The organism is Actinosynnema sp. NPDC023587 (genome assembly GCF_040640215.1).
Classification (GTDB): domain Bacteria; phylum Actinomycetota; class Actinomycetes; order Mycobacteriales; family Pseudonocardiaceae; genus Actinosynnema.
Genome location: NZ_JBFABG010000004.1, coordinates 519099 through 542187 on the forward strand (window position 1 = coordinate 519099; position 23089 = coordinate 542187).

General features: G+C 69.2%; 17 protein-coding genes, 1 pseudogene and 1 riboswitch. Of the genes and pseudogenes, 3 read left to right on the forward strand and 15 right to left on the reverse strand.

The window, feature by feature from the left end:
- Positions 1 to 3: 3 nt before the first annotated feature.
- The 7 genes from cimA to serA form a co-directional block, all read right to left on the reverse strand.
- Positions 4 to 1590, reverse strand: coding sequence for a citramalate synthase (cimA, locus tag AB0G01_RS14755; protein ID WP_360944697.1), 1587 nt, complete (start codon positions 1588 to 1590; stop codon positions 4 to 6).
- A 287-nt stretch (positions 1591 to 1877) separates the two neighbouring features.
- Positions 1878 to 2861, reverse strand: coding sequence for an ABC transporter substrate-binding protein (locus AB0G01_RS14760; RefSeq protein ID WP_360944700.1), 984 nt, complete (start codon positions 2859 to 2861; stop codon positions 1878 to 1880).
- Between the two features lie 59 nt (positions 2862 to 2920).
- On the reverse strand, positions 2921 to 3685 hold the full coding sequence (locus AB0G01_RS14765; RefSeq protein WP_360945277.1) for an ABC transporter ATP-binding protein: 765 nt from the start codon (positions 3683 to 3685) through the stop codon (positions 2921 to 2923).
- Between the two features lie 51 nt (positions 3686 to 3736).
- A complete protein-coding gene (locus AB0G01_RS14770) occupies positions 3737 to 4759 on the reverse strand; it encodes an iron ABC transporter permease (RefSeq protein ID WP_360944703.1) in 1023 nt (340 codons plus the stop codon).
- 103 nt (positions 4760 to 4862) lie between these two features.
- A riboswitch (cobalamin riboswitch) is annotated at positions 4863 to 4935 on the reverse strand.
- A gap of 141 nt (positions 4936 to 5076) precedes the next feature.
- On the reverse strand, positions 5077 to 6114 hold the full coding sequence (locus AB0G01_RS14775) for a 3-isopropylmalate dehydrogenase (protein ID WP_015104546.1): 1038 nt from the start codon (positions 6112 to 6114) through the stop codon (positions 5077 to 5079).
- A 227-nt stretch (positions 6115 to 6341) separates the two neighbouring features.
- Positions 6342 to 9674, reverse strand: coding sequence for a S8 family serine peptidase (locus tag AB0G01_RS14780; protein WP_360944708.1), 3333 nt, complete (start codon positions 9672 to 9674; stop codon positions 6342 to 6344).
- 424 nt (positions 9675 to 10098) lie between these two features.
- Complete coding sequence (gene serA / locus AB0G01_RS14785) at positions 10099 to 11685, reverse strand: phosphoglycerate dehydrogenase (RefSeq protein WP_360944711.1); 1587 nt, start codon at positions 11683 to 11685, stop codon at positions 10099 to 10101.
- Positions 11686 to 11997: 312 nt separating this feature from the next.
- Between serA and AB0G01_RS14790 the strand changes: the two genes are divergently transcribed.
- A complete protein-coding gene (locus AB0G01_RS14790; protein WP_360944714.1) occupies positions 11998 to 12450 on the forward strand; it encodes a hypothetical protein in 453 nt (150 codons plus the stop codon).
- Positions 12451 to 12709: 259 nt separating this feature from the next.
- Here AB0G01_RS14790 and AB0G01_RS14795 read toward each other — a convergent pair.
- Positions 12710 to 13102 (reverse strand): annotated as a pseudogene (locus AB0G01_RS14795) (alpha/beta fold hydrolase); the annotation flags it as partial.
- Between the two features lie 247 nt (positions 13103 to 13349).
- On the opposite strand from AB0G01_RS14795, the gene AB0G01_RS14800 reads away from it, so the two are divergent.
- Positions 13350 to 13550 (forward strand): hypothetical protein, encoded by a 201-nt coding sequence (locus tag AB0G01_RS14800; RefSeq protein ID WP_360944717.1) that lies wholly within the window; start codon positions 13350 to 13352, stop codon positions 13548 to 13550.
- A 163-nt stretch (positions 13551 to 13713) separates the two neighbouring features.
- Positions 13714 to 14730, forward strand: a complete 1017-nt coding sequence (locus AB0G01_RS14805; RefSeq protein WP_360945280.1) for a ParA family protein — start codon at positions 13714 to 13716, stop codon at positions 14728 to 14730.
- Between the two features lie 33 nt (positions 14731 to 14763).
- Here AB0G01_RS14805 and AB0G01_RS14810 read toward each other — a convergent pair whose 3' ends face one another.
- The 7 genes from AB0G01_RS14810 to ilvN all read right to left on the reverse strand — a co-directional run bounded on the left by AB0G01_RS14810 (position 14764) and on the right by ilvN (position 23081).
- On the reverse strand, positions 14764 to 17034 hold the full coding sequence (locus AB0G01_RS14810; protein WP_360944720.1) for a TniQ family protein: 2271 nt from the start codon (positions 17032 to 17034) through the stop codon (positions 14764 to 14766).
- On the reverse strand, positions 17031 to 18155 hold the full coding sequence (locus AB0G01_RS14815) for an ATP-binding protein (RefSeq protein WP_360944723.1): 1125 nt from the start codon (positions 18153 to 18155) through the stop codon (positions 17031 to 17033). Before AB0G01_RS14815 ends, AB0G01_RS14810 begins: the two co-directional genes overlap by 4 nt.
- The gene (locus AB0G01_RS14820; RefSeq protein WP_360944726.1) at positions 18152 to 20329 is read right to left on the reverse strand and encodes a Mu transposase C-terminal domain-containing protein; all 2178 of its coding nucleotides are present in this window, start codon (positions 20327 to 20329) and stop codon (positions 18152 to 18154) included. The genes AB0G01_RS14815 and AB0G01_RS14820 overlap by 4 nt, the downstream gene beginning before the upstream one ends.
- Complete coding sequence (locus AB0G01_RS14825) at positions 20326 to 21054, reverse strand: TnsA-like heteromeric transposase endonuclease subunit (protein WP_360944729.1); 729 nt, start codon at positions 21052 to 21054, stop codon at positions 20326 to 20328. Before AB0G01_RS14825 ends, AB0G01_RS14820 begins: the two co-directional genes overlap by 4 nt.
- 142 nt (positions 21055 to 21196) lie before the next feature.
- Entirely contained in the window at positions 21197 to 21466 is a 270-nt protein-coding gene (locus AB0G01_RS14830; protein ID WP_015104552.1) for a DUF397 domain-containing protein, read from the reverse strand.
- Between the two features lie 65 nt (positions 21467 to 21531).
- Positions 21532 to 22545 carry a ketol-acid reductoisomerase gene (ilvC, locus tag AB0G01_RS14835; protein ID WP_360944732.1) on the reverse strand — a complete coding sequence of 338 codons (1014 nt, stop codon included), beginning with the start codon at positions 22543 to 22545 and terminating at the stop codon, positions 21532 to 21534.
- A gap of 29 nt (positions 22546 to 22574) precedes the next feature.
- On the reverse strand, positions 22575 to 23081 hold the full coding sequence (gene ilvN / locus AB0G01_RS14840; protein WP_360944735.1) for an acetolactate synthase small subunit: 507 nt from the start codon (positions 23079 to 23081) through the stop codon (positions 22575 to 22577).
- Positions 23082 to 23089 lie beyond the last annotated feature (8 nt).

Sequence of the window (23089 nt, forward strand, 5' to 3'; positions counted from 1 at the left end):
GGCTCACGCCCCGGCCCTGGTCGCCTTGTGCACGAGGGCGTCGCACAGGGCCAGCCAACTGGCCTCGACGATGTTCCCGTGGACGCCGACCGTGGTCCACTCGCGTTCGCCGTCCGTCGACTCCACCAGCACGCGGGTGACGGCGTCGGTGCCGTGCTGATCGGTGAGGATGCGCACCTTGTAGTCGTTGAGCTGCACGCTGTCCAACCAGGACAGGTGCGGCAGCAGGGCCTTGCGCAACGCGGCGTCCAGCGCGTGCACCGGCCCGTTGCCCTCGGCCGTGGCGATGACCCGCTCGCCCGCGACGTGCACCTTGACCGTCGCCTCGGACACGATCGCACCGTCCCGGGTGTGGTCGAGCACGACGCGGTAGGACTCCAGCGTGAACGGCGGCGTGTCCAGTTCGGACAGCTCGTCCTTCAACAGCAGCTCCAGCGAGGCGTCGGCCGCTTCGAACGACCAGCCACCCGCCTCCAGCTCCTTCACCTTGCGCACCACGCTGGTGAGCGCGTCGGGCCGGCGGGTCAGGTCGATCCCGAGCTCACGTCCCTTGAGTTCGAGACTGGCCCGACCCGCCATCTCGGTGACCAGCACCCGCATGTCGTTGCCGACGGTGTCCGGATCGATGTGGTTGTAGAGCTCCGGGTCCACCTTGATCGCGCTCGCGTGCAGCCCCGCCTTGTGGGCGAAGGACGACGACCCGACGTAAGCCTGGTGGGAGTCGGGTGCGATGTTCGCGATCTCGGCAAGGGCATGGGAGACACGGGTGAGCTCGGCCAGTGATTCGCGCGGTAGCACGTCCAGGCCGAGTTTGGTCACGAGGTTCCCGACGACGGCGAACAGGTCGGCGTTGCCCGCCCGCTCGCCGTAGCCGTTGGCGGTGCACTGCACGTGGGTCGCCCCGGCCTGCACCGCCGCGAGGGTGTTGGCCACCGCGCAGGACGTGTCGTCCTGGCAGTGGATGCCGACCCGGAAGCCCGTGCGGGCCACCACGTCGGCCACGGTCTCGGCCAGCCCCAGCGGGAGCTGGCCGCCGTTCGTGTCGCAGAGGACGAGGACGTCCGCGCCACCCTCCACAGCGGACTCCAAGGTGCGGAGGGAGGTGTCGGGGTCGAACGCGAACCCGTCGAAGAAGTGCTCCGCGTCCAGGAACACCCGCCGCCCCTCGTCCACGAGGTGTCGAACGGTGTCCCGCACCATGGCGCAGTTCTCCGCGACATCGGTCCGCAAAGCGCGTTCGATGTGCCGGCGATCGGATTTGGCGACCAGCGTGACAACGGGCGCGCCGGATTCCAGCAGTGCCCGGACCTGCTGGTCCTCCCGCACCTCCACACCGGGTTTGCGAGTGGACCCGAACGCGACGAGCTGCGCGTGCTCCAGCGTCAGGTCCCCCCGCGCGGCCCGTGCGAAGAATTCGGTGTCCTTCGGCATAGCCCCAGGCCAGCCACCCTCGATGAACCCGACGCCCAGCCCGTCCAACAGCCGCGCGACCGCGAGCTTGTCCGTGACCGAGTAGGAGATGCCCTCGTGCTGGGCACCATCCCGCAAGGTCGTGTCGTAGACGTGGAAGGAATCGCCGAGCGTGGTCACGAGGGTCTCCTAGAGCAGATCACGGAAAACAAAAAGACCCCCCGCAGGATGCGAGAGGTCGGCGCGCCGGGTGCTGGAGGAGCACTTACCCGGCGCGCTCAGAAATAATGATCACGGTGCAGAGAGCCACGTTCTGGATACTGCCACAGCCGACCGACGATTACCAAGCCACGGACGGGTGTTCTCACACTCTGAGCAACGCCGACGCCCGCGAACCCCCACCACGTCGTGTCGTCCTCGGCGGCTCGTCCGTCCGGTGAGGACACTTCGGCCCCGGGTCCAGACCCTCACCCCTGGGCGAGGAACCGCGCGAAGTCCTCGATCGCGGCCGGGTTCCGCGGCGACTCGACCAGCGCCGCGTACGGCAGCACGAAGAACTTCCCGTTCCGCACCGCCGGCACCTCTTTCAGCGCCGGGTACGACTCCAGGAACGCCCGCTTCTGCTCGGGCGAACCGGCGTCCCCGTCCGCGTAGTCGTTGATCAGGATCACCTCGGGGGCGCGGTCCACCACGGCCTCCCACCCCACGGTCGTCCAACTGTCGTCCAGGTCGCCGAAGATGTTCTCCCCGCCGGCCTTCCCGATGATGTCCTGCGGTGCCGCGTTCTTCCCGGCCGTGAAGGGCTGGTCCAACCCGCTGTCGTACAGGAACACCTTCGGTCGCGGCCGACCTCCCAGCAACTTCTCCGCGTCCGCGATCTGCTTCTGGTACCCGGCGATCAACGCGGACGCCCGGTCCGACACCCCGAAGATCGCGCCGAGGTTGCGCAGGTCCGCGTACAGCGCCTCCAGCGGCGGCATGATCCCCCGCTGCTTGCCGACGCCGTTGAGGCAGGCCTCGGTCAACTGGTAGGTCGCGACTCCGAGCCCCTTGAGGGCGTCCGGCGTGAAACCGGTGCTCTCCGAGAACCCGTAGTTCCACCCGGCGAACACCAGGTCTGCCGACGCGCCCTGCACGACCTCCTTGTTGATCTCCGAGGCGAGCTTGGGCACCTTCGCGAAGTCCGCCTTCCACGGCGAGCTGTCGACGTCGCCCTGCTGGCCGTCCCCCATGACGTACCCGGCCATCCGGTCTCCCAGCCCGAGCGCGAACATCAGCTCCGCGATCCCCGTGTCGTTCGTGACGACCCGCTGCGGTGCCCGGTCGTAGGTGACGTCGACCCCGCAGTTCCGCACCGTCACCTTCCCGCCGGTCGAGGGCGTCTCGGCGATCGTCGCCCCGCACCCCGCCGTCAGGCCCAGCACGACCGCCACCGCCACGATCCTCTGCACCGCACTCCTCCCGCCAACGCCCCGCTCCACCTCTCGCACCCCTCTCGTCCTCTCCCGCTTCACCGGTCGAACCGGTGCTCGAACAACAGTTGCGGAACCCCGCTCACCGGGTGCCGCACCACGTGGGCGCTCACCCGGAAGACCTCCAGCAGCACCTCGGGCGTCAGCACGTCGGCGGGTTTCCCGGAAGCCACCACCCGCCCGTCGTCCATCACGTGGACCCGGTCGCAGTACGCCGCCGCCAGGTTCAGGTCGTGCAGCACGGTCAGCACCGTGATCCCCAACCCGCGCACCAGCGCCAGCACCGCGAGCTGGTGGCTGATGTCCAGGTGGTTGGTGGGCTCGTCCAGCACGAGGACCTCCGGCCGCTGGGCCAGCGCCCGCGCGATCAGCACCCGCTGCCGCTCGCCCCCGGACAGGCTCAGGAAGCTCCGGTCGCGCAGGTGCCCGGCGTCCACCCGGGACAGCGCCCAGGCGCAGATCTCCCGGTCCTCCGAGGTCTCCCCGTCGAACCCGGACTGGTGCGGCAACCGTCCCATCGCGACGACCTCGGTCACCGTGAAGTCGAACTCCACGTGGCTGTCCTGGGTCAGCGCCGCCATGTCGCGCGCGCTCTCCCGCACGGTCAGGTCGGCCAACGGCCGCCCGCCCAACCGGACCACTCCCCCGCTCGGCTGCAACGCCCGGTAGACGCACCGCAACGTCGTGGACTTCCCGCTGCCGTTGGGCCCGACGATCCCGTGCACCTCGCCGTCGCCCACCGCCACCGTGACGCCGCGCAGAATCCCGGTCACCGTGATCGCATCGACCTCAACGTCCACCAGCGACCGCCCTCCTCCGCGCCACACGCCCCGCCGGCCCTGCCCCGGCACCCATCACTTGCCCCCGAACACGTAGCCACGACCGCGCATCAGGAACACGAAGCACGGCACGCCCAACGCCGCCGTGATGACGCCCAGCGGCAGTTCCTCGGGCGCGGCCAGCAGGCGTGCCGCCACGTCCACCCAGATCAGGAAGCACGCCCCGGCCAGCGGCGCGATCGCCAGCACCTTCCGGTGGTCCGCTCCCACCAGCAACCGGACCAGGTGCGGCAGCATCAGCCCGACGAACCCGATCGCCCCGCTGACCGCCACCAGCACGCCGGTCATCGCCGCCGTCACCACGAACAGGACCTTGCGCAGGTGGGCGATGTCGACGCCGAGCGTCATGGCGGTCTCGTCGCCCATCGACATCGCGTTGAGGTTCTTCGCCTGGAGCCGCAGGTAGGTGATGCCGCCCAGGACCACGACCGCGGCGATCGGCAGCGACGCCCAGGTGACCCCGCCCAGGCTGCCCAGCAGCCAGAACATCGCCGCCCGCGCCGCTTCCCCGCGCGGTGCCCGGAACACCAGCAGCATCGCGATCGCGGAGAACCCGTACGCCATCGCCGTCCCGGTGAGCACGAGCCGCAACGGCGTGAGCCCGCCGCGCCGGGCCGCCAGGTACACCAGCGCCATCGCCGCCAGCGCGGACAGGAACGCCGCCGTGGACAGCGCGTAGATGCCCAGGGTCGCGAAGAGCCCCGTCGTGGCCACGGCCGTCGCGCCGACGCTCGCACCCGAGGAGATGCCCAGCACGTACGGGTCGGCCAGGGCGTTGCGCACCATGGCCTGGACGGCCACGCCGACCACGGACAGTCCCGCACCGACCACGGCGGCGAGCAGCACGCGGGGCAGTCGGATGTCCCAGACGATCCGGTACGCGCCCGCTTCCGAGGCGTCGATCACACCACCCGAGAACGCCGCTCCGAGGAAGCGCAGCACGTCGGGGAACGCGATGCCCACCGGCCCCAGCGCCACGCCGCACACGATCGACAGGGCCAGGAGCACGATCAGCCCGGCGCTCAGCCGTTTGGTCACCGGTCGCCCTTCGGACAGGTGGCCGTGCGGCACGCAGCCCGGGGGACCGTCGCACCCGTCCCGCAGACCACGGCAGGAGGTGGAGCGTCGTTCGGCCGCCTGCGGGTGATCGGGCTCGCCCTCCACCGGAGGGCCCACCGTTGCGGGTCAGCGCCGGACTTCGACCGGACTTCCCCCGCGAGGGGCTCGACCGACCCTACGTCCCGGACCTGCCGGAACGCGATTCCCGTGGTCCTGCTCACTCGACCGCCGCCCGGGAACGCCGAAGGCCGCCCCGACCGGCGCGGTCGGAGCGGCCTTCGGCGTGACCGCGGAGATCAGCCGGTGCGCACGTTCGAGCTCACCAGCGCGGCGAGCCGGTCGCCCACCGCGTAGGTCGCACCCGGCGACGCGTGGTCCCGGGTCGCGAGGTCGAACGCCACCGACGCCTCGATCCGCCGCGCCGGCTCGTGCTCACCGAGGTGGTCGAGCATCAGGGCGACGGACAGCACCGCCGCCGTCGGGTCCGCGATGCCCTGCCCGGCGATGTCCGGCGCGCTGCCGTGCACCGGCTCGAACATGCTCGGGTTGCGCCGGGTCACGTCCAGGTTGCCGCTGGCCGCCAGTCCGATCCCGCCCGTCACCGCCGCCGCCAGGTCCGTGAGGATGTCACCGAACAGGTTGTCGGTGACGATCACGTCGTACCGGGCCGGGTCGGTGACCAGGTGGATGGTCGCCGCGTCGACGTGCTGGTACGCCACCGTCACGTCGGGGTGCTGCAACGACACCTCCTCCACCACGCGCGACCACAGCGAACCCGCGTGCGTGAGCACGTTGGTCTTGTGCACCAGCGTGAGGTGCTTGCGAGGCCGGTTCGCCGCGCGGGCGAACGCGTCGCGGACGACCCGCTCCACCCCGAACGAGGTGTTGATCGACACCTCGGTGGCGATCTCGTGCGGGGTGTCCTTGCGCAGGAGGCCGCCGTTGCCCGCGTACAGGCCCTCGGTGCCCTCCCGCACGACCACCATGTCGATCTCCGGCGGATCGGCGATCGGACTGCGCACGCCCGGGTACAACCGGGCCGGGCGCAGGTTCACGTGGTGGTCCAGTTCGAAGCGGAGACGGAGCAGCAGGCCGCGTTCCAGAATGCCGCTGGGCACCGACGGGTCCCCGACGGCACCGAGCAGGATCGCGTCGTGCTGGCGCAGTTCGCCCAGCACGGACTCCGGCAAGAGCTCACCTGTGGCGTGCCAGCGCGCCGCGCCGAGGTCATAGCGGGTGATCTCGGCCGCCGGAACGACCTCACCGAGCACCTTCAGGGCCTCGGCGACGACCTCGGGCCCGATCCCGTCTCCTGGGATCACTGCGAGCCGCATCCACACACCTCCCAGGTATCAGTCCCATTGCACGGGACTAGTTTCCTTTGCGAAAGGCTACCGGTCGCAGACCCGTTCGCCGCACTCGGAACACACTTCAGTGGCCATGTCTCCCGTACTGCGGGACACCCGAACGGTTCAGTACCCCCGTTCGGCCGTCACCCGATGCGCTTAAACGGCTCTGGCCGGCCGGGGCAACCCCGACCGGCCAGAGCGACGTACGCAGGTCAGTCCGCTGAGCGGTTGCTCCTGGTCGCCTTCACCTTCACCACGTCGGCCCGATCGCCGGTGGCGTTGTGGTGGTTGAGCACCAGCAGGCTGTCCGCGCCGTCGGCGGCCAGCGCCGCCGCGTTGCGGTTGACCACCAGCGCGGTGCCCGGACGGGCCACGTAGGACAGTGCGGCGTCGCCGCCGCCCTGCACCCACAGGCCCGGCTGGAGCGGGTCGAACGACGACGGGGTGCCGATCGAGTCGATCAACCCGTTCGTGGTGCCCGGCGCGACGTAGAAGCCGGCCACGCCCGAGGTGTACGAGATCCGCGAGGTGTCGCCGGCCGGGTCGATGCCCAGCGCCGACAGCAGCACCGGCAGGACGACCACGTTGGTGTCGAACACGTTGGTGTCGACGTCGCCGAACTGGCCGTTGACGGCCTGGATGTCGACCGTCGCCCCGGTCCGCAGGTCCTGGGTGACCGCCACCAGCAGGTCGGTGTCGGTCAGCTTGTTCGCGTAGACCTCGAAGTCCGGCACGCCGTCACCGGTGGTGTCGATGTCGACGAACGGGACCGTGTTGTTGCCCAGGTTGTACCAGTTTCCCCAGGTCACAAGGCCGAACGCGAGCAGCGCGTTCTGCGGCTCACCCTGCGCCTTGGCCAGCGGCGCGGTGGACGTGACGCCCACGTACCGCAGGTCGCCGCCCTTGGCGGTGTCGTTGAGCGTGCAGTTCGACGTCACGTTGCGGCGGCACTCGCGCAGCTTCGGCGAGGTCTGCTGCAACTCCAGGACGCTGACCAGCGAGCGGTAGGCACCCTGGTTGACGCCGCGACCGGTCAGGTTCAGCACCGACTGCTTCGCGTTGCCCTTGAACGTCACCTTGTCCGGCGTGGTGATGTCCGCCGCCGGCTTCGGGGCCGAGTACACCGGCACCCGCAGCGCGACCGTGGACCCGCTCTTGGGCGTGAACACGATCCGACCGGACGCGTCGGCCAGGAACTGGCGCGGGGTGTCCAGGTGGTTCGCCTCGACCGTCGGGTCGACGGTCTTGCGCAGCAGCGCCGGGTTGTCGATCTTTAGCGTGACCTTGACCTTGGCGATGCCGCGCGGGCTGAGCCGCACGGTGCTCTGCGAGAGCTCGTACTTCACGCCCGGGATGGAGGTCAGCGCCTCGTAGCCGACCGCGTAGTCGACCCACTTGGTGGACTTGTTGACCACCTTGATCGTCTTGGTCTGCGCGACCGGCTTGGTCACCTCGACCACGCCGAACGACGCGCTGACCGCGCCCGGGTCGTCCTGCACGTAGGCCAGCACCTGGTTCTCCAGGGCCGCCTTGCCGTCGATCCGGCCGGAGCCGACGCGGTTGGGCGCGTAGGTCTTGCCGCCGGCCTTCACGTCCGCCGACGCGCTGTTCATGATCGCGGCCTTGACCTCTTCCGGGGTCCAGTCCGGGTGGGCCTGGCGGACCAGCGCGGCGATGCCCGTGGTGTGCGGGGCCGCCATCGAGGTGCCGCTGAGGACCGCCGTCTTGTTGCCCGAGCCGACCGCCGCCGAGGCGATCGAGTCACCGGGCGCGGCCACGTCCGGCTTCACGACCGGGCCGCGCACGCCGCGCGAGGTGAACGAGCTCGGCGTGTCGGTGATCGCCTGGTCGTAGGTGGGCAGCGAGGTGCGCAGGTCGCCCGCGAGGCGGACGGTCAGCGTGCCCGCCGACAGCGCCGGCCGCACCGACGCGGTCGCGCCGCCGGTGAGCTGGATCACCGGGATCGCCGCGTTGCCCGCGATGCCCGCGCTGAAGTTCTCCAGGGTCGAGCTGAAGATCGCGCCCGCCGCGCCCGCGGCGGTCACGTTGTTCGCCCGCGCGCCCGAACCGCAGCGCCGACTGGCGTCGTTGTCGTCCCACTCCAGCCACGCGATCCTGCCCGCCACGGCGGCGGCATCGGCGGCCGACAGCGCGACGCAGCCGTCCTTGTTGCCCGCGTCGCCCAGCGGCACGACCTTCGCGGTGACGGACTTGCCCTCGTAGTTGTACGACTGGCTGTACTGGCCGGCCTTGAGGCCGGCGGCACCGGCCGGGGCGGTCACCTCGGCGGCGTCGCGCAGCACGTACGCGTCACGGGTGCTGGCCACGGTCAGCGACTCGGGGGTGCTGCCCGGCGAACCGCCGATGTCGTACAGGTCGCCGCCGTTGCCCGCGGAGAACACCGTCACGACGCCGGAGGCGTTGAGCTTGCGGACGAACAGCGAGTCGGGGTCGTCCGGTGCGCCGTAGTCGGAACCCAGGGACAGGTTGACCACGTCGAGGTGGTCGGAGAAGTCGCCGTCGCCGTCCGGGTCGAGCGACCAGTCCAGCGCCTGCGCGGTGACGTTGGTCGAACCCTCGCAGCCGAACACCTTCAGCGCGTAGAGCAGGGCCTTGGGCGCGGTGCCGGGACCGATGCGCAGCGCGTTGAGCGAGTCGTCGGTCAGCTTGGTGTAGTCGCCCTTGAACGGGGAGCCGTCGGCGTTGACGCCGAAGCCCGCCGACGTGCCGGCGACGTGCGAGCCGTGGCCGTTGCAGTCGATCGGGTTCGGGTCCGGCTTCGGGGTGTTGACGGCCGGGTCGGTGCTCGCACCGTCGTAGCCGTTGCCGACGAAGTCGTAGCCGCCGACCACCTTGGCGGTCGGGAAGTACGCGGCGTCGACCTTGGTCTCGTCGATCGCCTCGAACGCCGGGATGGTGCCCGGACCGCCGAAGTCGGCGTGCGTGTAGTCGATACCCGTGTCGATGATGCCGATGCGGGTGTCGTCACCGAGCCTGCCGTACTGCTGCCACACCTTGAGGGTGTTGGTGAGCTGGACGGCGGAGGAGTTCTGCCGGGACTTCGGGACCACCGTGCGGACGGACTTCACGTCCGCGCGCTGCGCGATCTCCCGGACCTTGTCGGCGTCGGCCGTGACGACCACGCCCACCACGCCGTTGGCGGTCCGGTAGACCTCCTTGGTCGCGGCGTCCTTGCCCTTGAGGTCCTTCACCACGGAGTCGACGACCTTCGAGGTGTCGTTCTTCGTGGCCTTGGCCGCGTCCTTGGCCTGCTGCTTGGTCGCGCCCTGGCTGGTCTTCTCCTGGTAGGTGTCGACGGCCGGCTTGGCCTCCAACTCCACGAAGGCGGTGACCCGGCCGTGGGCGGCGGTCAGCCGCTTGCCCACCTTCAACTGCAACTTGCCGGCGTCCAGCCCGTGCGCGGCGGCGACGGACTCGGCCGGCTGATCCTCCGCGCCCAGCGCGGTCCCGGCGGTCGAACCGGCGACGAGGATCGCCGCCAACACCGGTACCGCTGATCTGGCGACAACGCGAGATCGGCTCACAACTTGCCCCTACCGAGGTCTGATTCGACCCGGCGGGCAGCATCGCTATACGTCCGGTAGGGGTGGAGCTGCCCGCGCGGTGCCGTGCCCTCTACGGCACCGGGTCAACCTCGTGAGGTGGAACCTAATAGTTCCGCCGAGCCGATCATTTAGACCGAAAGAGTGACGGCACCCACAGATTTGACGACCAACAGTCAACTGTGACACCGCCGGGGACCTGCGACGATACCCATCGAGCTGGATTTCGGCCGGATAGCGCCGCGCCGTGTTCGGAAACGAGCCCCGCTCCTGCCGCGCGGTCCCTCCCGCGCGGAACCGGACGGGCCGGGGGTCGACGTGCCGCGCGACGACCGGGGCGAACCCCCGTCGAGCACCGCGCCACGCGACCCCCGGCCCGCCGGGGAGCACTCGGCCGATCAGGCCGTCACTCGAAGTTGACCGCGCGCACCGTCCGCGCGCCCACGGCCGCGCCGATCGGGTTCAGCACCGCGGTGTCCACGGGCCGGTCGACGCGCAGCAGCATGAACGCGTCCGCACCGTCCTTGGTCTGGCTGATCTGCGCCGCCTCGACGTTCACGCCCGCCTCGCCCAGCAGGGTGCCGACGGTGCCCATCACGCCCGGCCGGTCCGGGTACTCCAGCAGCAGCACGTTGCCCTCGGCGCGCAGGTCGAAGCTGCGGCCGTTCACGCCGACCAGCTTCTCCACCTGGTCGAGACCGGTCAGCGTGCCGGACACGGTGATCACCGCGCCGTCGGCCTGCACCGCGCGCACCGTCACCAGGCTGCGGTGGTTGGCGCTCTCCGGCTCCTTCACCACGTCGACCGACACGCCCAGCGCCGCGGCGAGGCTCGGCGCGTTGACGAACGTCACCTGCTCCTCCACCACGCTGGAGAACACGCCGCGCAGCGCGGCCAGCGGCAGCACCGCGACGTCCTCGTTGGACAGCTCGCCGCGCACCTCGACGGTGACGCTGGTCGGGGCCTTCGCGGACAGCGCCGCGACGACCGCGCCGAGCTTCTGCACCAGCGGCAGGTAGGGGCGGACCTCCTCGCCGACACCGCCGCCCTGCACGTTCACCGCGTCCGGCACGAACTCGCCCTGGAGCGCGAGCAGCACCGACTTCGCGACATCCGTGCCCGCGCGGTCCTGCGCCTCGGTGGTCGACGCGCCCAGGTGGGGCGTGACGACCACGTTCGGCAGGCCGAACAGCGGGCTCTCGGTGGTGGGCTCGGTGCTGAACACGTCGATGCCCGCGCCGCCGACCTGGCCCTCCTTGACCGCCTCGGCGAGCGCCTCCTCGTCGATCAGGCCGCCGCGCGCGGCGTTGACGATGATGACGCCGCGCTTGGCCTTGGCGAGCTGCTCCGCGCCGATCAGACCCTTGGTCTCGGGCGTCTTGGGGAGGTGGACGGAGATCGCGTCGGCGCGCTCCAGCAGCTCCTCCAGGGACACCAGCTCGATGCCGAGCTGGGCGGCGCGCTGCTGGCTCACGTACGGGTCGTAGGCGATGATCTCGGTGCCGAACGCGGCGAGCCGGGCGGCGAAGAGCTGGCCGATCTTGCCCAGGCCGACCACGCCGACGGTCTTGCCGTTGATCTCGACGCCGTTGAACTTGCTGCGCTTCCACTCGTGGTTCTGGAGGGTGGCGTGCGCGGCGGGGATCTGCCGGGCGGTGGCCAGCAGCAGGGCCACGGCGTGCTCGGCGGCGCTGACGATGTTCGAGGTCGGCGCGTTCACCACCATGACGCCGCGCTCGGTGGCCGCCGGCACCTCCACGTTGTCCAGGCCCACGCCCGCGCGCGCGACGACCTTGAGCTTCGTGGTGGCCAGGAAGACCTCTTTGTCCACCTTCGTGGCGGACCGGACCAGCAGCGCGTCGGCGTCGGCCACGGCTTCGAGGAGCGCGGGACGGTCGGTGCCGTCGACGTGGCGCACTTCGATGCCCTCGCCGAAGACGTCGAGAACGGACGGGGCGAGCTTCTCGGCGATCAGGACAACGGGCTTGGTCACGGACGAGCTCCCGGAGGTTGTGCGACAAGACGGGTGGGGAGCGCGGGGCCGTCACAGCGAGCCGAGACCCGCGCGGCCGGCCACGGCAATGTGTCCGGGTTGTGAACGAGCATAGCCGGCGAGGGGCCTCCTCCGGTCACCCGGGTGCCCTGTCTCACCTGCTGGTTTCCCGTACGGGTGTCCTACATCGCCGGTCCGGGTGAACCGACCGCCACCGGCCGCGCCCTCCGCGTCGGAGCGACCGGCCGACCACGGCGGCGGACGGTCGGCCGCGCCTGTGTCGCGGGCGGGACGACCGGCATCGGAGCGGGTATGACCGACAACCCGTTCCACCCCACCGACGCCGAGCGCCGGGAGGGCTACGCCCTGGTGGCCGAGCCGGCAGCGGCCCTCGTGCCGGGCCCGGTGGTCGGCCCGTTCGCGGTGCCGGCCGCACGCTTCCTCTACGACCGGCGCGAGGCGCTGTTCGACCGGGCTGGCACACCGGGCCGCGCGTTCGACACGACCGGCACGGCGGTGCGCCCGGACCTCGGCGGCACGTCGCCGGCCCTGGTCCCGCACCCGCCCGCACCGCCCCTCCGGACCTGGTCCGCACCCGTCGTCCCGAGGGCGGCCGGCCCGGAACCGGAGTGCTGGTGGTGCGAGCACCGCGAATCGCAGTGCGACTGCCTGATCGGCGAGGCGCGGCGCTTCTGGCGGGGTGACCCCTCGGTCTCCACCGACGTGTCACGTCCTCCCGTCCCCCGTGGGACCAGTAGTGGGTGACCAAGCGGGCGAAGGTGAGTTGGAACGCCGGGTCGGCGACCGACAGGAACGGTGCGGCGTCGGGGGCCGGCGAGACGTGCGTGTCCTCCCACCCACACCACCCGCGTGCGGCCTCGGCCCGGATCTCGGGGTCGGGGTCGGGGAGCAACCGGCCGTAGGCGGCCGACAGGTCGCCGTCGCGTTCGGCGGCGGGCACACCGTCGCGGAACCGTTCCCACTCGCGCGGGAAAACGCGGCCCGTGTCACGGGTGATCCAGTCGGTGTCGCGCCGGTCACCGCTGGTGATGGCGGCGAGTACCAGTTCGGTCACCCGATCGGGATGCGCTTGGGCGTAGGCGAGAGCGAGCGTGACGCCCCACGAGCGACCCCGGACCAGCCGGCGGGTGATTCCCAGGTGGCTCCGCAGTGCCTCGACGTCCTCGACGAGGTGCTGCGTGGCGTTGGCCGACCGGGTTGACGACCGGGTTGACGACCGGGTCGGCGGCCGAAGGGGTGCTCCGCCCGGAATCGCGCTGATCGAACAGGACCACGCGGTAGCGGTTCGGGTCGAAGAGGCTCCGCATCCCGGGGACGCTCCCCGTGCCGGGACCGCCGTGCAGCACGACGGCCGGCTTGCCGTCGGGGTTGCCCGACACCTCCCAGCACAGCGAATGGCCGTCGCCGACCTCCAGCGCGCCCGACTCGTACGGCTCGATCGGCGGGTAACGGGTGTCGTCGAGCCTGTAGGTTCTCAACGCGCGTGACATGTCGATCTTGGGTGACCTGCACGTTTCGGCTCGTCTCACGACGGTGGCACCGTCATCAGTCTCAGTGGCCGTGTCACTTCTTCAGATACCCGCTCCACTTCGACTCAGGGAAGCAGAGCGCCTCCAGGCTTGGCTCAGGCGAGGGAGACTGGCATGGGCGCACCGGGTGTCAGCGACCTCATCGCGTGGATCCGCTCGCAGATCGCGAAGGATAAAGCGTGCGCAGACGGGGAGGCCGCAGTGACCAGCGTGTCGGACGACCTCAACGCCAGTCATGACCTGAAGGACGTCCAGGCGGTCGCGGACACCCATCACCCCCTCGCGCACACACGCCTCATTCACGCAGTTGGCTGACCAAACGGCCGACCGCAGGCCGCTCCAGCACCGGCAAGCCGTTCTCACGAGCAGACATGTGGATACTCGATCCGTTCACAGTGGATTCCACATACGTGTCAAGCGTACTTGTGATACGCTACAGACGTACCATCCGTCCACGACTGGGAGCGCCGCCGTGCCGATGACCTATGCCTTCTGGAACAACAAAGGAGGTACCGGCAAGACCAGCCTGTGCTTCCAGTCCATGACCTTCTTCGCTCACCAGAATCCCGACCAGCGCGTGCTGGCTATCGACGTTTGCCCTCAAGCCAACCTGTCGGAACTGCTGTTCGGCGGCCTGACGGGCAAGGGCAGCGAGGTCCTGCTTGCCCGCCAGAATGAACCAACGCGCAGGACCGTCGGTGGCTACTTCGAACTGCGCCTCCCTAATGCTTTCTCGGTTCCGGCGATTGATCCTGATGTGTATATCTCCCACCCGGCGGATTACAATTCCGCCATACCGGACAACCTCGACCTTATTGCCGGGGATCCTATCCTGGAGTTGCAGGCGAACGCTGTTTCCACGCTGGCCAACACTCAACTCCCGAACACCCCAACATGGCTGCGAGTCATCGACTGGATCCGGGATCTGATCGCCACCTTGGAGGACAGGTACGACGTAATTTTCATCGACGCCAACCCCTCGTTCTCGATGTACACCCAGATCGCTCTCGCAAGCGCCGACCGTCTGGTGCTGCCCGTGATGGCCGACGACTCATCACGTCGCGCAATCCAGAACGCATTCTCGTTGGTGTACGGCCTCAAGCTGCCCTCCGAGATCTACACCCAATACGCGTTCGCCACGAAGCTGAAGGCGGAAGGCCGGATGCTGCCGAAGGTCCACGTGATCGCGAAGAACCGGCTCACTCAATACGTCGTGGCAGCGTCCGGGTACTCAGCAGTTTTGAAAACCATCGACGCCGACGTCAAGACGTTGATGGCAGGCAACCCCGATATGTTTTCAGCGAGCAAGGCAAAGGATGTTATGGTTGAGATCCGGGACTTCCAGACTGCCGGGGTCGTCTCTTTCGCTCGCGGCTGCCCATTCTACGCCCAGAAGCCGGGCCGCATGGAGATCATGGGGAAGCGTGTTGGCGTGAAGGGAGAATACCTGGAGAATTGCGTCGAATCTGTGCAGCGGCTCGTCGACGAGCTCTGAGTCAGGGTGCCCCGGCCGAACCTAGCTGAGCCTCTAGAGGTCATTGGTTCTCCGAAGCGGAACATTGTGACGCTGAGCCCATTCGGCCATTGTTCGCCAGGAGACACCGGCTTCGCGAGCTAGGGCGGTCAGAGAGCGCCCATGAATTATATACTGGTCGTGGAGCCAGTCGCGGTCGATGCTGGTGGTGAGCTGTCTGCCGGGTTGACGCAACGGGATTCGGTAGTCGCGGGCGAGCCGGGCGATGTCTCTGTCTCGAACGCCGACCTGTTCGGCGATGTCGGCGGTGCTCATGCGGCGGTCGAGGTAAAACTCAGCGAGTTTGTCCGGGGGTAGGGCCACCTTGGCGGTTTGGTATGCGGTGGCTTTCACGGCTTCGGGGGCGGGCGGGGCGGGGTGGATCTCGACGAGGTGCCTGACCGTGTCGCGCGTGGTGCCGAGGATCTCGGCTGCTTGGCCGAGTGTGCGGTCGTCGTGTCGGATCAGCTGGTGCAGTCGTTCGATGTCGATGTCGGAGGGGTTGTCGCCGGGCAGTGACAGGCCGTCGAGCGGGTTGGTCGGGGGCTGCCAGGTCGGGGGCTCGTCGTGGATGTCGTGGGCGGCCAGGAAGTCGCGGGCGTAATTGTTCAGAGCGTCGGCCAGCGTGGGGGTGAGGACGCGGGCGAAATCGGCTGTTCTGGAACGGGAGTGGTGGTCGCCTTCGACGGCGGCCGGGCAAGTGTCGGCCGGGAGGCCACTGAGGCGTTCGAAGAGGTAGCAGCGGGCTCTTCTGCCTGTTGCTGTGGCGTTTAAGGCGGAAGCGCCTGTGTCGCGGCAGATCCGCTTCCATACCTGGTCTGTGAGCAGGCCGGTGTAGTCCAGGCGGCGACGGCGCCGATAGTCGATCGGGGTGCTGTGGACGGTGAGGTGATCGCCCATCATGGCCAGGGCTTGCCGGATGTCGCCCCACTGGCGGTGTTCGGCGAGCAGGCCCAGCAGCCGGCTGACCTGGTCTCGGTCGACGACGCGGCCGAGAAGGTCGGTCGCATCGCCGACCGGAAGGGTTGTTCCGGTGAACATGATCACGGCCGAGAGAGCGGGTCGTAGTTGCCGTTGCTGGGGACCTGGCACCGACAACCGCAGCGACCACGCTGGCCACAACATTGTCGGAAGACCGCGAGCGAGCTTGCCGACACGGATCGCGCCCGGCTGTGCTCGTGCGGGCAGCGGGTCCGCGACCCGGTGGCGCAGTTGGTCGCTGGCACTCATCGTCGGGGCCAGGGCTGCGACCTGAATCGCGTTCAGAACGGGGCTGGCGGGCACCCGTCCTAGGCTGGTGGCGTCGATCTTCGCCCCGTGGCCGCGGGCTTCGGTGACCAGCCATCGCAGGGCGTCGCCGCCCCGATGGGCGTCGGCTGCGCCCAGAGCGGCGAGAGCGGCGGTCACTGCGATCGCCGCCGCGGCGGCGACGCCGGGTGCCGGTGCGGTCGGCGACGGCTTGTAGGGGCGCGCCTTGTCGTCGATTTGTGGGTAGGCATCGAGCAGGTCGGCGGGGATCATCTGCCCCAAGGATCTCGTGGTGCCGTAGGCGAGAACTCGGTTCGCGACAATCCGGATGTCGGTGAGGGCTGCCTGCGCCGACTGGGGTGAGAAGGCGTAGACGCCGAAGTCAGCGGTGCCGGTGTCGATGATGTCGTGGACGGCTTGCTGGGCCTTCAGACAGGGGTGGTCGGCAGGCAGTTGCGCTGTGTCGGCTTCGGTCAGGTCGGCTCCGCAGCGAGCGGGAGCTCGGCCGACGGAGCCCGGCAGCGGGTTGGCGCAACGGCCCGGGACGGGGACCCGGATACCGGTTGGCGCGCGTCGGCGCTGCCGTTGCCGGCAGGCGGGACAGGTGTCGGAGAGCAGCCGGTGGTGGCGCAGGCAGGCGAACGACCAGCCCAGCCGCCAGGCCAGTTGCCACCGGCCTCCGGTTTCGGCCAAGCATGGCGGGCAGAACCGGGACGAGCTGGGAGGACTCCAGGGAAACGTCTTGTCGAGGGTCCCGGTGACGGGGTCCACTCGGAGCGCGGTCCGGTGGTAACGGGCAAGTGCCATCGTCTGCACGGTGTCGAGGTTCTCGGCGGTCGCCGCGACGAGCGTGGCCGCCTCGTCGGGAGCAGGGCGGGCGATCCATCCGCTGACGGTGGACGTGGGTTGGCTGAGGCCGACGGCGTTGAGCAGGTCGCTCCAACAGGTGTTGTGGCGGGCGGCCAGGGCTTCCAGCCAGGAGTCGATCGCCTCTCCGAGCAGTGGCCGTATCCGGATCGGCAGCGCCCGCGCGGTCACCAGGTCTTCCGCGGTTTCGTGGTGATCCTGCGGGACGCGAGGGCGGTTTCCAGCTCCCGGCGGGCTTTCTCGGCGGCGGCGTCGTTCTTAACCTGGTCAAGCAGGTCGGTGTCGAGCTTTTCGGCGCCGGTGCGCACGGCCCGCTGGCAGCCGCGGTTGATCAGGGTCATCAGCGAGCCGATGTGGCCGGTGGAGCGGGCGAACAGGTAGTCGGACAACTCGTCGGCGATCATGCCGGGGTGTTTGTCGGCGAGGACGACGCGTTGCTCGATCGCGAGCAGCAGTTGTCGCCATTCGCGGCGGCCGTGGTCGGTGTCGACGGCGAACCCGGGCATGTCCAACGGAGTGGTGCGCCGACCGGTTTGGGCGATCACCGCGTCGTTGTAGTCGGAGCCCTCGGAGAACAGGCCGCTGGCGGCCAGGCCGACGCCGACGAAGACGAGGGTGACGGGGAACTCGTTGGCGATGTATTTGAAGTGGTTACTGATTTCGACGCCACTGCGGTGGTGCCACCTCAGGAAGTGCAGGTCGTCGACCACGATGATGCTTGTGTCGCAGGAGAGTACGCAGTCCAGTGCCCGATGGGCGAACTCGGCGGCGGTGCCGTACTTGGTCCCGGGATGGGCGTAGAACTCCAGCATCGCCCGGTTGAACTCGCGCATCCCGGTGTTGCCGGTCAACCCGACCCTGCAGACCGGCCACCGCTGGTGCCCGGCGTCGGTGACCTCACCCAGAGCGGCGATCTCGCGGCGGTGGTACTTCTTGGCGAACGCGAGGACGGCCGTGGTCTTGCCCAGGCCGGGGAACGCGTCGATCGCGACCGCGCCCTTGGCCTTGTCGCCGTCGTGGAGGTTGCTGTCGACGATGTCCCACAGGTCCTCGTGCAGCGCCGCCATCTGCGGTGTCATCAGCGGCCCGAGGTTGGCGTGCCATTCCCGCCGCCGGCGGTTGTGGTCTTCGACCGCGCTCTCGCTCAGCGCTTTCAGCTCGCGCCGCGACAACGACTCGGGAGCGACGCGTGCCGCAGTGTCGACGAACCGACGCCATCCCTCCTTCCGCGACAGCGTGAGCCTGTCCAGCCGGGCCTCGGCGGGAACGTCGGTCGTCGACCGGGTGGTCACACTTCCTCCAGGGCGTCGGCATAGAACGAGTCCTCGTCGAACTCGCCTTCGCCGTCGTCGAGTTCGTCGTCGGCGTCGTCGTCACCACCCTCCGGCTCCGGATCAGGCCCCGGCGGCGTCGAGTCAGGGTCGGCGGCATCCGTGGATCCGGTCGTGGCGGCCAGGACTCTCGCGACCGACGGCAGCGCGGTCACCACCTCGCCGCCTGGTGCGTCGTCGAGCAGAGCGGCCTCGCGCGACAGGCGCAGCGCCATGCGGCGTTCGGCCACCGACGAGCCGAGCCCGAGGTTCCAGCGTTCGAGCAGGTCCGCGACGGCGAGCCGGTCGTCGGGGTAGGTGTATTTCGCCGCCGCCAACTGCCGGGCGAATTTCAGCGCGTCCTCGCTGAACGGCATCTGCGCACCGGGTGCGTGCTCCCAGCGCAGAACACCCCACTTGCGTGTGTCGGGGCGCCGGAACCAGGCGCGGGTGATGTCGTCGGGGTCGTAATGGACAGGCCAGCGGCGCTTGGCTTTCCCGGTGTAAGGGCTGGGTTCTCCGCGCAGCCCGTTCAGCACCGGGCCGTTGTAGCGGCGTCCGTCGAACTCCACGCCGTAGTGCTGGATGGTGCGCCATTTGACCTTCAGGAACTCATAGGCCAGGTCCGCGTCGCGCGGGACCTCGATGTAGCCGGCGCGGGCGATGCCGTGGGAGAACATCACCGCAGGCGACATGCGCAACCCCGGGACACGCGGGTCGATCAGGCTGTCGTGGGGCCGGTGGTGGTAGACCACCGCGACCCACTCCCTGACAATCGCCTCCAACTCATCCAGGTAGAAGAACGCCTCCGACTCCGGGTCCAGCCCGCGCGAGTGGACATCCGGACCCTTGTAGCCGGGCAGCGCCTGAAGCAGGTCTTCGCGCAGCGTGCGGAAGAACCGCTCCACCGGCCCCTTGTCACGCCCCGTACGCAGCCGCGCGGGCTGGATCGAGATGCCCATCCGCCGGCACACGCTGGTCAGATGCTCGGAGACGTAGACCTTGCCGTGGTCGATCACGAGCGTCTCCGGCATCACCGCCGGTCCCGCCGCGCCCCTTAGCGGGCCGTCGACCGCGTCGACGTCGACCAGCACCGAGCGGGGCATTCCGTGCTCGGGCCAGACCGCGTGTTCAGGCCAGTTCTCCCCGGCCGGGCGCGGACGCAACACCTGGAACAGCGTGGCCGCCACGTCCACCGACTTCGTCGACACCGGCGTGATCCGGATGCCGCAGACACAGCGGGTGTACCAGTCCATCGCGACCGTCAACTCGGCCTGCATCCACCGCAGCGTCACCGGATCCAGCGCGAACACGTCCAGGCGGGTCGTGTCCATCAGCAGGTACTCGCCCGGACGCGTCGGCCGCAGTTTGCCGTAAACGCCGTCCGGGCGAGCGGCGATGTCCCGAGTGCGTTTGGTGCTCAGCCGGAACGTCGGATGCCGCCGCTCCAGATCCTCCAAGACCCGGTAGGCCGTCGCACGCGATGGCAGCTTCACAACGTCAGTGCCGAACCGCGCGACCACACGGGCATTGGTCCTGTCGATCACAATCGAACGCGAGGGCCGTGACAGGTCGGTGTGCTCGACCATCACCTCCAAGGCAGTTTCCACCCACCGCTCGTCGGTCCGAGTGGCCGCCTTGCCCCCCACGGCCTCGCGCCTAGTCGCCAGGCCCGCCTCGCCCGAATTCTGAAAAAGGTGAACCCACCGCCCAATGGTGCGAAACCCGACGCCCAGCTCCGCAGCCTTGGCCGCATAGCGCTTCTCCAACGGAACCGAATCGGTGTATTCCGGTCGGGGTTCACCAGCAGCAGCGAGCAACGGGCTGCCCGACCGGTAACCGGTCAGCACCTCCCGGATATGCGCCGCCCGCTCCCGGACCTGCGCCAACTCGGTCTCGCTCAGAGCCGACAGCACGGCCACAATCGCCTCGTCGGCGTCGCTCGACACCGGGCCGTCCGCATCCGGGATGACACTCGCACGCTCGGCCACCAGAAGCTCGCGCAGCGCCAGCCGCCGATAGCGCCGCTGTCCGGTCAGCTCCTTGGCCACCACCTCGGTGCCACCAGCAGCGCAGACCAACTCGACCACTTCCACTACGTCGCCGTCGTAGCTCAGCCGAGTTCCGACTCCGACCCGCACACTCGCGCTCGTCATCGGCGGCTTCTCAACACTGTCGTGCCGCTCAGGGGCTCGGTCAGATCGACGGTCCAATGCTGTTTCCACAGCAGATGCAGCACCGCCGCACGCACCCTCCGGGCCGGGTGGCCCGGCAAACTGGCGAACGCCTCCGCCAGGCTCCGGTCCGTCAGGTCGAGTGACCTCAGCTCCTCAAGCAGATCGCCGTCGAACACGGCGTCTCTCCGGTATCCGGCCAGGAACCGTACGTTCTCCAGCTCGGCGGAGGTCGGCTCCGTAGCGACCTCGAACCGCCAGCCGCGCGATTCGACCACTGCCCGCGTCCAGGCGAAGGTGGACGCGACCTCGGGCTTGGACAGCCGTACAGCCGGTTTCACGTCGACCACCACGGGGACGCCGTCGTGTAGCAGCAGATAGTCCGGCACATGCCTGCGTAGTCGCCCCTCGATCTCGGCTTCTAGCAGGAACGGTTGGGCGACGATACGGCGCACCGACCGATCGAAATCGGCCAGGCGCAACCGCGCCAGCTCCAACCTGGACTCGTAGATCACCAAGTCCTGCTCGGTGCACGCCCAGTAGAAGCCCGAGTAGTGCCTCTGGCCGTGATACCAGCGGAAAGTCCGCCACGGTCGTGCCGTGAACAGCAACTCCATGCTGGCCTCACGCCACTGCATAGCGGATTCCGCGCCGTCTTCGCCGACGCGGAACCGCACGCGCACGTCCCCGACTGTGCCGTCGATCACACGCACATGATTGCCGATGCCAAGCCACTGGCCTGGCACCCGAACGCGCGTGTCTCAATCCCGTGGCAGATCTGCCACGTCCCTGCCATCAGGACTGAGAATCTGCCACTGGGTTTGAGAACCTACAGAGCCGCCGGCGCGGCTACCAGGGCTCGTCGAACTCGCCGTCTTTGACGCCCAGGATGAACGCCTCCCACTCGGCGGGCGTGAACACCAGGACGGGGCCCTCGGGGTGCGCGGAGTTCCGCATCGCCGTGTAGGTCACGCCGTCGGTGTGCTCGACGAACGCGATCTCGACGTGCTCCTCTTCCTCCTCCGCGCCCTCGTCGCTGCGGATCCAGGCTGCGCCGGTGAGGTCGAGGTTGCCCCGCACGTGGGCCTTGTCGTCGTAGATCGGCGCGCTGTCGCTCATGGGCCTAGATATACCGGAGCCCGCGGCGTCGGTGAACACCGCGGGCTCCGTCCTGGGGTGTGGACTCAGGCGGTCTCGGTGATGGGCCGGTCGACCCACGACATGAGGCCGCGCAGCTTCTTGCCGACTTCCTCGATCGGGTGCTGCTCACCCTCCTGCTGCAACTTCTTGTAGTTGCCCCGGCCGGCGTCGTCCTCGTTCACCCACTCGGTGGCGAAGGTGCCGTCCTGGATCTCGCCGAGGATCTTGCGCATCTCCTCCTTGACCCCGGGCGTGACGACGCGCGGGCCGCGGGTGAGGTCGCCGTACTCGGCGGTGTCCGAAATGGAGTACCGCATCCGGGCGATGCCGCCCTCGTACATGAGGTCCACGATCAGCTTCAGCTCGTGCAGGCACTCGAAGTAGGCCACCTCGGGCGCGTAACCCGCCTCGGTCAGCACCTCGAAACCGGCCTGCACCAGCGCCGACGCGCCACCGCACAGCACCGCCTGCTCACCGAACAGGTCGGTCTCGGTCTCCTCCTTGAACGTCGTCTTGATGACGCCCGCGCGGGTGCCGCCGATGCCCTTGGCGTAGGACAGGGCCAGCGCCTGCGCGGTGCCCGTCGCGTCCTGCTCGACCGCGATCAGCGCGGGCACGCCCTTGCCGTCGACGAACTGGCGGCGCACCAGGTGGCCCGGCCCCTTCGGCGCGACCATGGCGACGTCCACGTTGGACGGCACCTCGATCAGGCCGTAGCGGATGTTGAAGCCGTGGCCGAAGAAGACCGCGTCGCCGTCCTTGAGGTTCGGCGCGATGTCCTGCGCGTAGATGTGCCGCTGCGCGGTGTCCGGTGCCAGGATCATGATCAGGTCGGCCTCGGCGGAGACCTCGGCGGGGGTGCCGACCGGCAACCCCTCCTCCTCGGCCTTGGCGCGGGACTTGGAGCCCTCGGGGAGGCCGATCCGGACGTCGACGCCCGAGTCGCGCAGGCTCAGCGCGTGGGCGTGACCCTGGCTGCCGTAGCCGATGACCGCGACCTTGCGCCCCTGGATGATGCTCAGGTCGGCATCGTCGTCGTAGAAGATCTCGACGCTCACTGGTGGTACTTCCTTCCTACAAAGCGGATTCAGCGCACCGCGGTCGCGGTGATGGAGCGGGCGCCACGGCCGATGGCGACCATGCCGGACTGGACGATCTCGCGGAGCCCGTACGGCTCCAGCATCCGCAGCAGCGCGTCGAGCTTCTCAGACGTCCCGGTGGCTTCGACGGTGACCGCCTCCAGGGAGACGTCGACCACCTTCGCGCGGAAGAGCTGCACCGTTTCGAGGACCTGGCTGCGCACGGTCGCGTCGGCGCGGACCTTGACCAGCAGCAACTGGCGCTGCACCGACGCGGCCGGCTCCAGCTCCACGATCTTGATGACGTTGATCAGCTTGTTGAGCTGCTTGGTGACCTGCTCCAGCGGCAGTTCCTCCACGGAGACCACGATCGTCATCCGGGAGATGTCGGGGTGTTCGGTGCGCCCCACGGCGAGCGACTCGATGTTGAAGCCTCGGCGGGAGAACAGACCCGCCACCCGGGCGAGGACACCGGGTTTGTCCTCGACCAGAACGCTCAGGGTGTGCCTAGTCATCACTCGTC

Excerpts from the sequence above, each read along its gene's own strand:
- AB0G01_RS14775 (WP_015104546.1), bottom strand. The coding sequence starts at position 6,114 with ATGCGGCTCGCAGTGATCCCAGGAGACGGGATCGGGCCCGAGGTCGTC.
- AB0G01_RS14790 (WP_360944714.1), top strand. The coding sequence starts at position 11,998 with ATGACCGACAACCCGTTCCACCCCACCGACGCCGAGCGCCGGGAGGGC.
- AB0G01_RS14800 (WP_360944717.1), top strand. The coding sequence starts at position 13,350 with ATGGGCGCACCGGGTGTCAGCGACCTCATCGCGTGGATCCGCTCGCAG.
- AB0G01_RS14805 (WP_360945280.1), top strand. The coding sequence starts at position 13,714 with ATGACCTATGCCTTCTGGAACAACAAAGGAGGTACCGGCAAGACCAGC.
- AB0G01_RS14820 (WP_360944726.1), bottom strand. The coding sequence starts at position 20,329 with ATGACGAGCGCGAGTGTGCGGGTCGGAGTCGGAACTCGGCTGAGCTAC.
- AB0G01_RS14830 (WP_015104552.1), bottom strand. The coding sequence starts at position 21,466 with ATGAGCGACAGCGCGCCGATCTACGACGACAAGGCCCACGTGCGGGGC.
- ilvN (WP_360944735.1), bottom strand. The coding sequence starts at position 23,081 with ATGACTAGGCACACCCTGAGCGTTCTGGTCGAGGACAAACCCGGTGTC.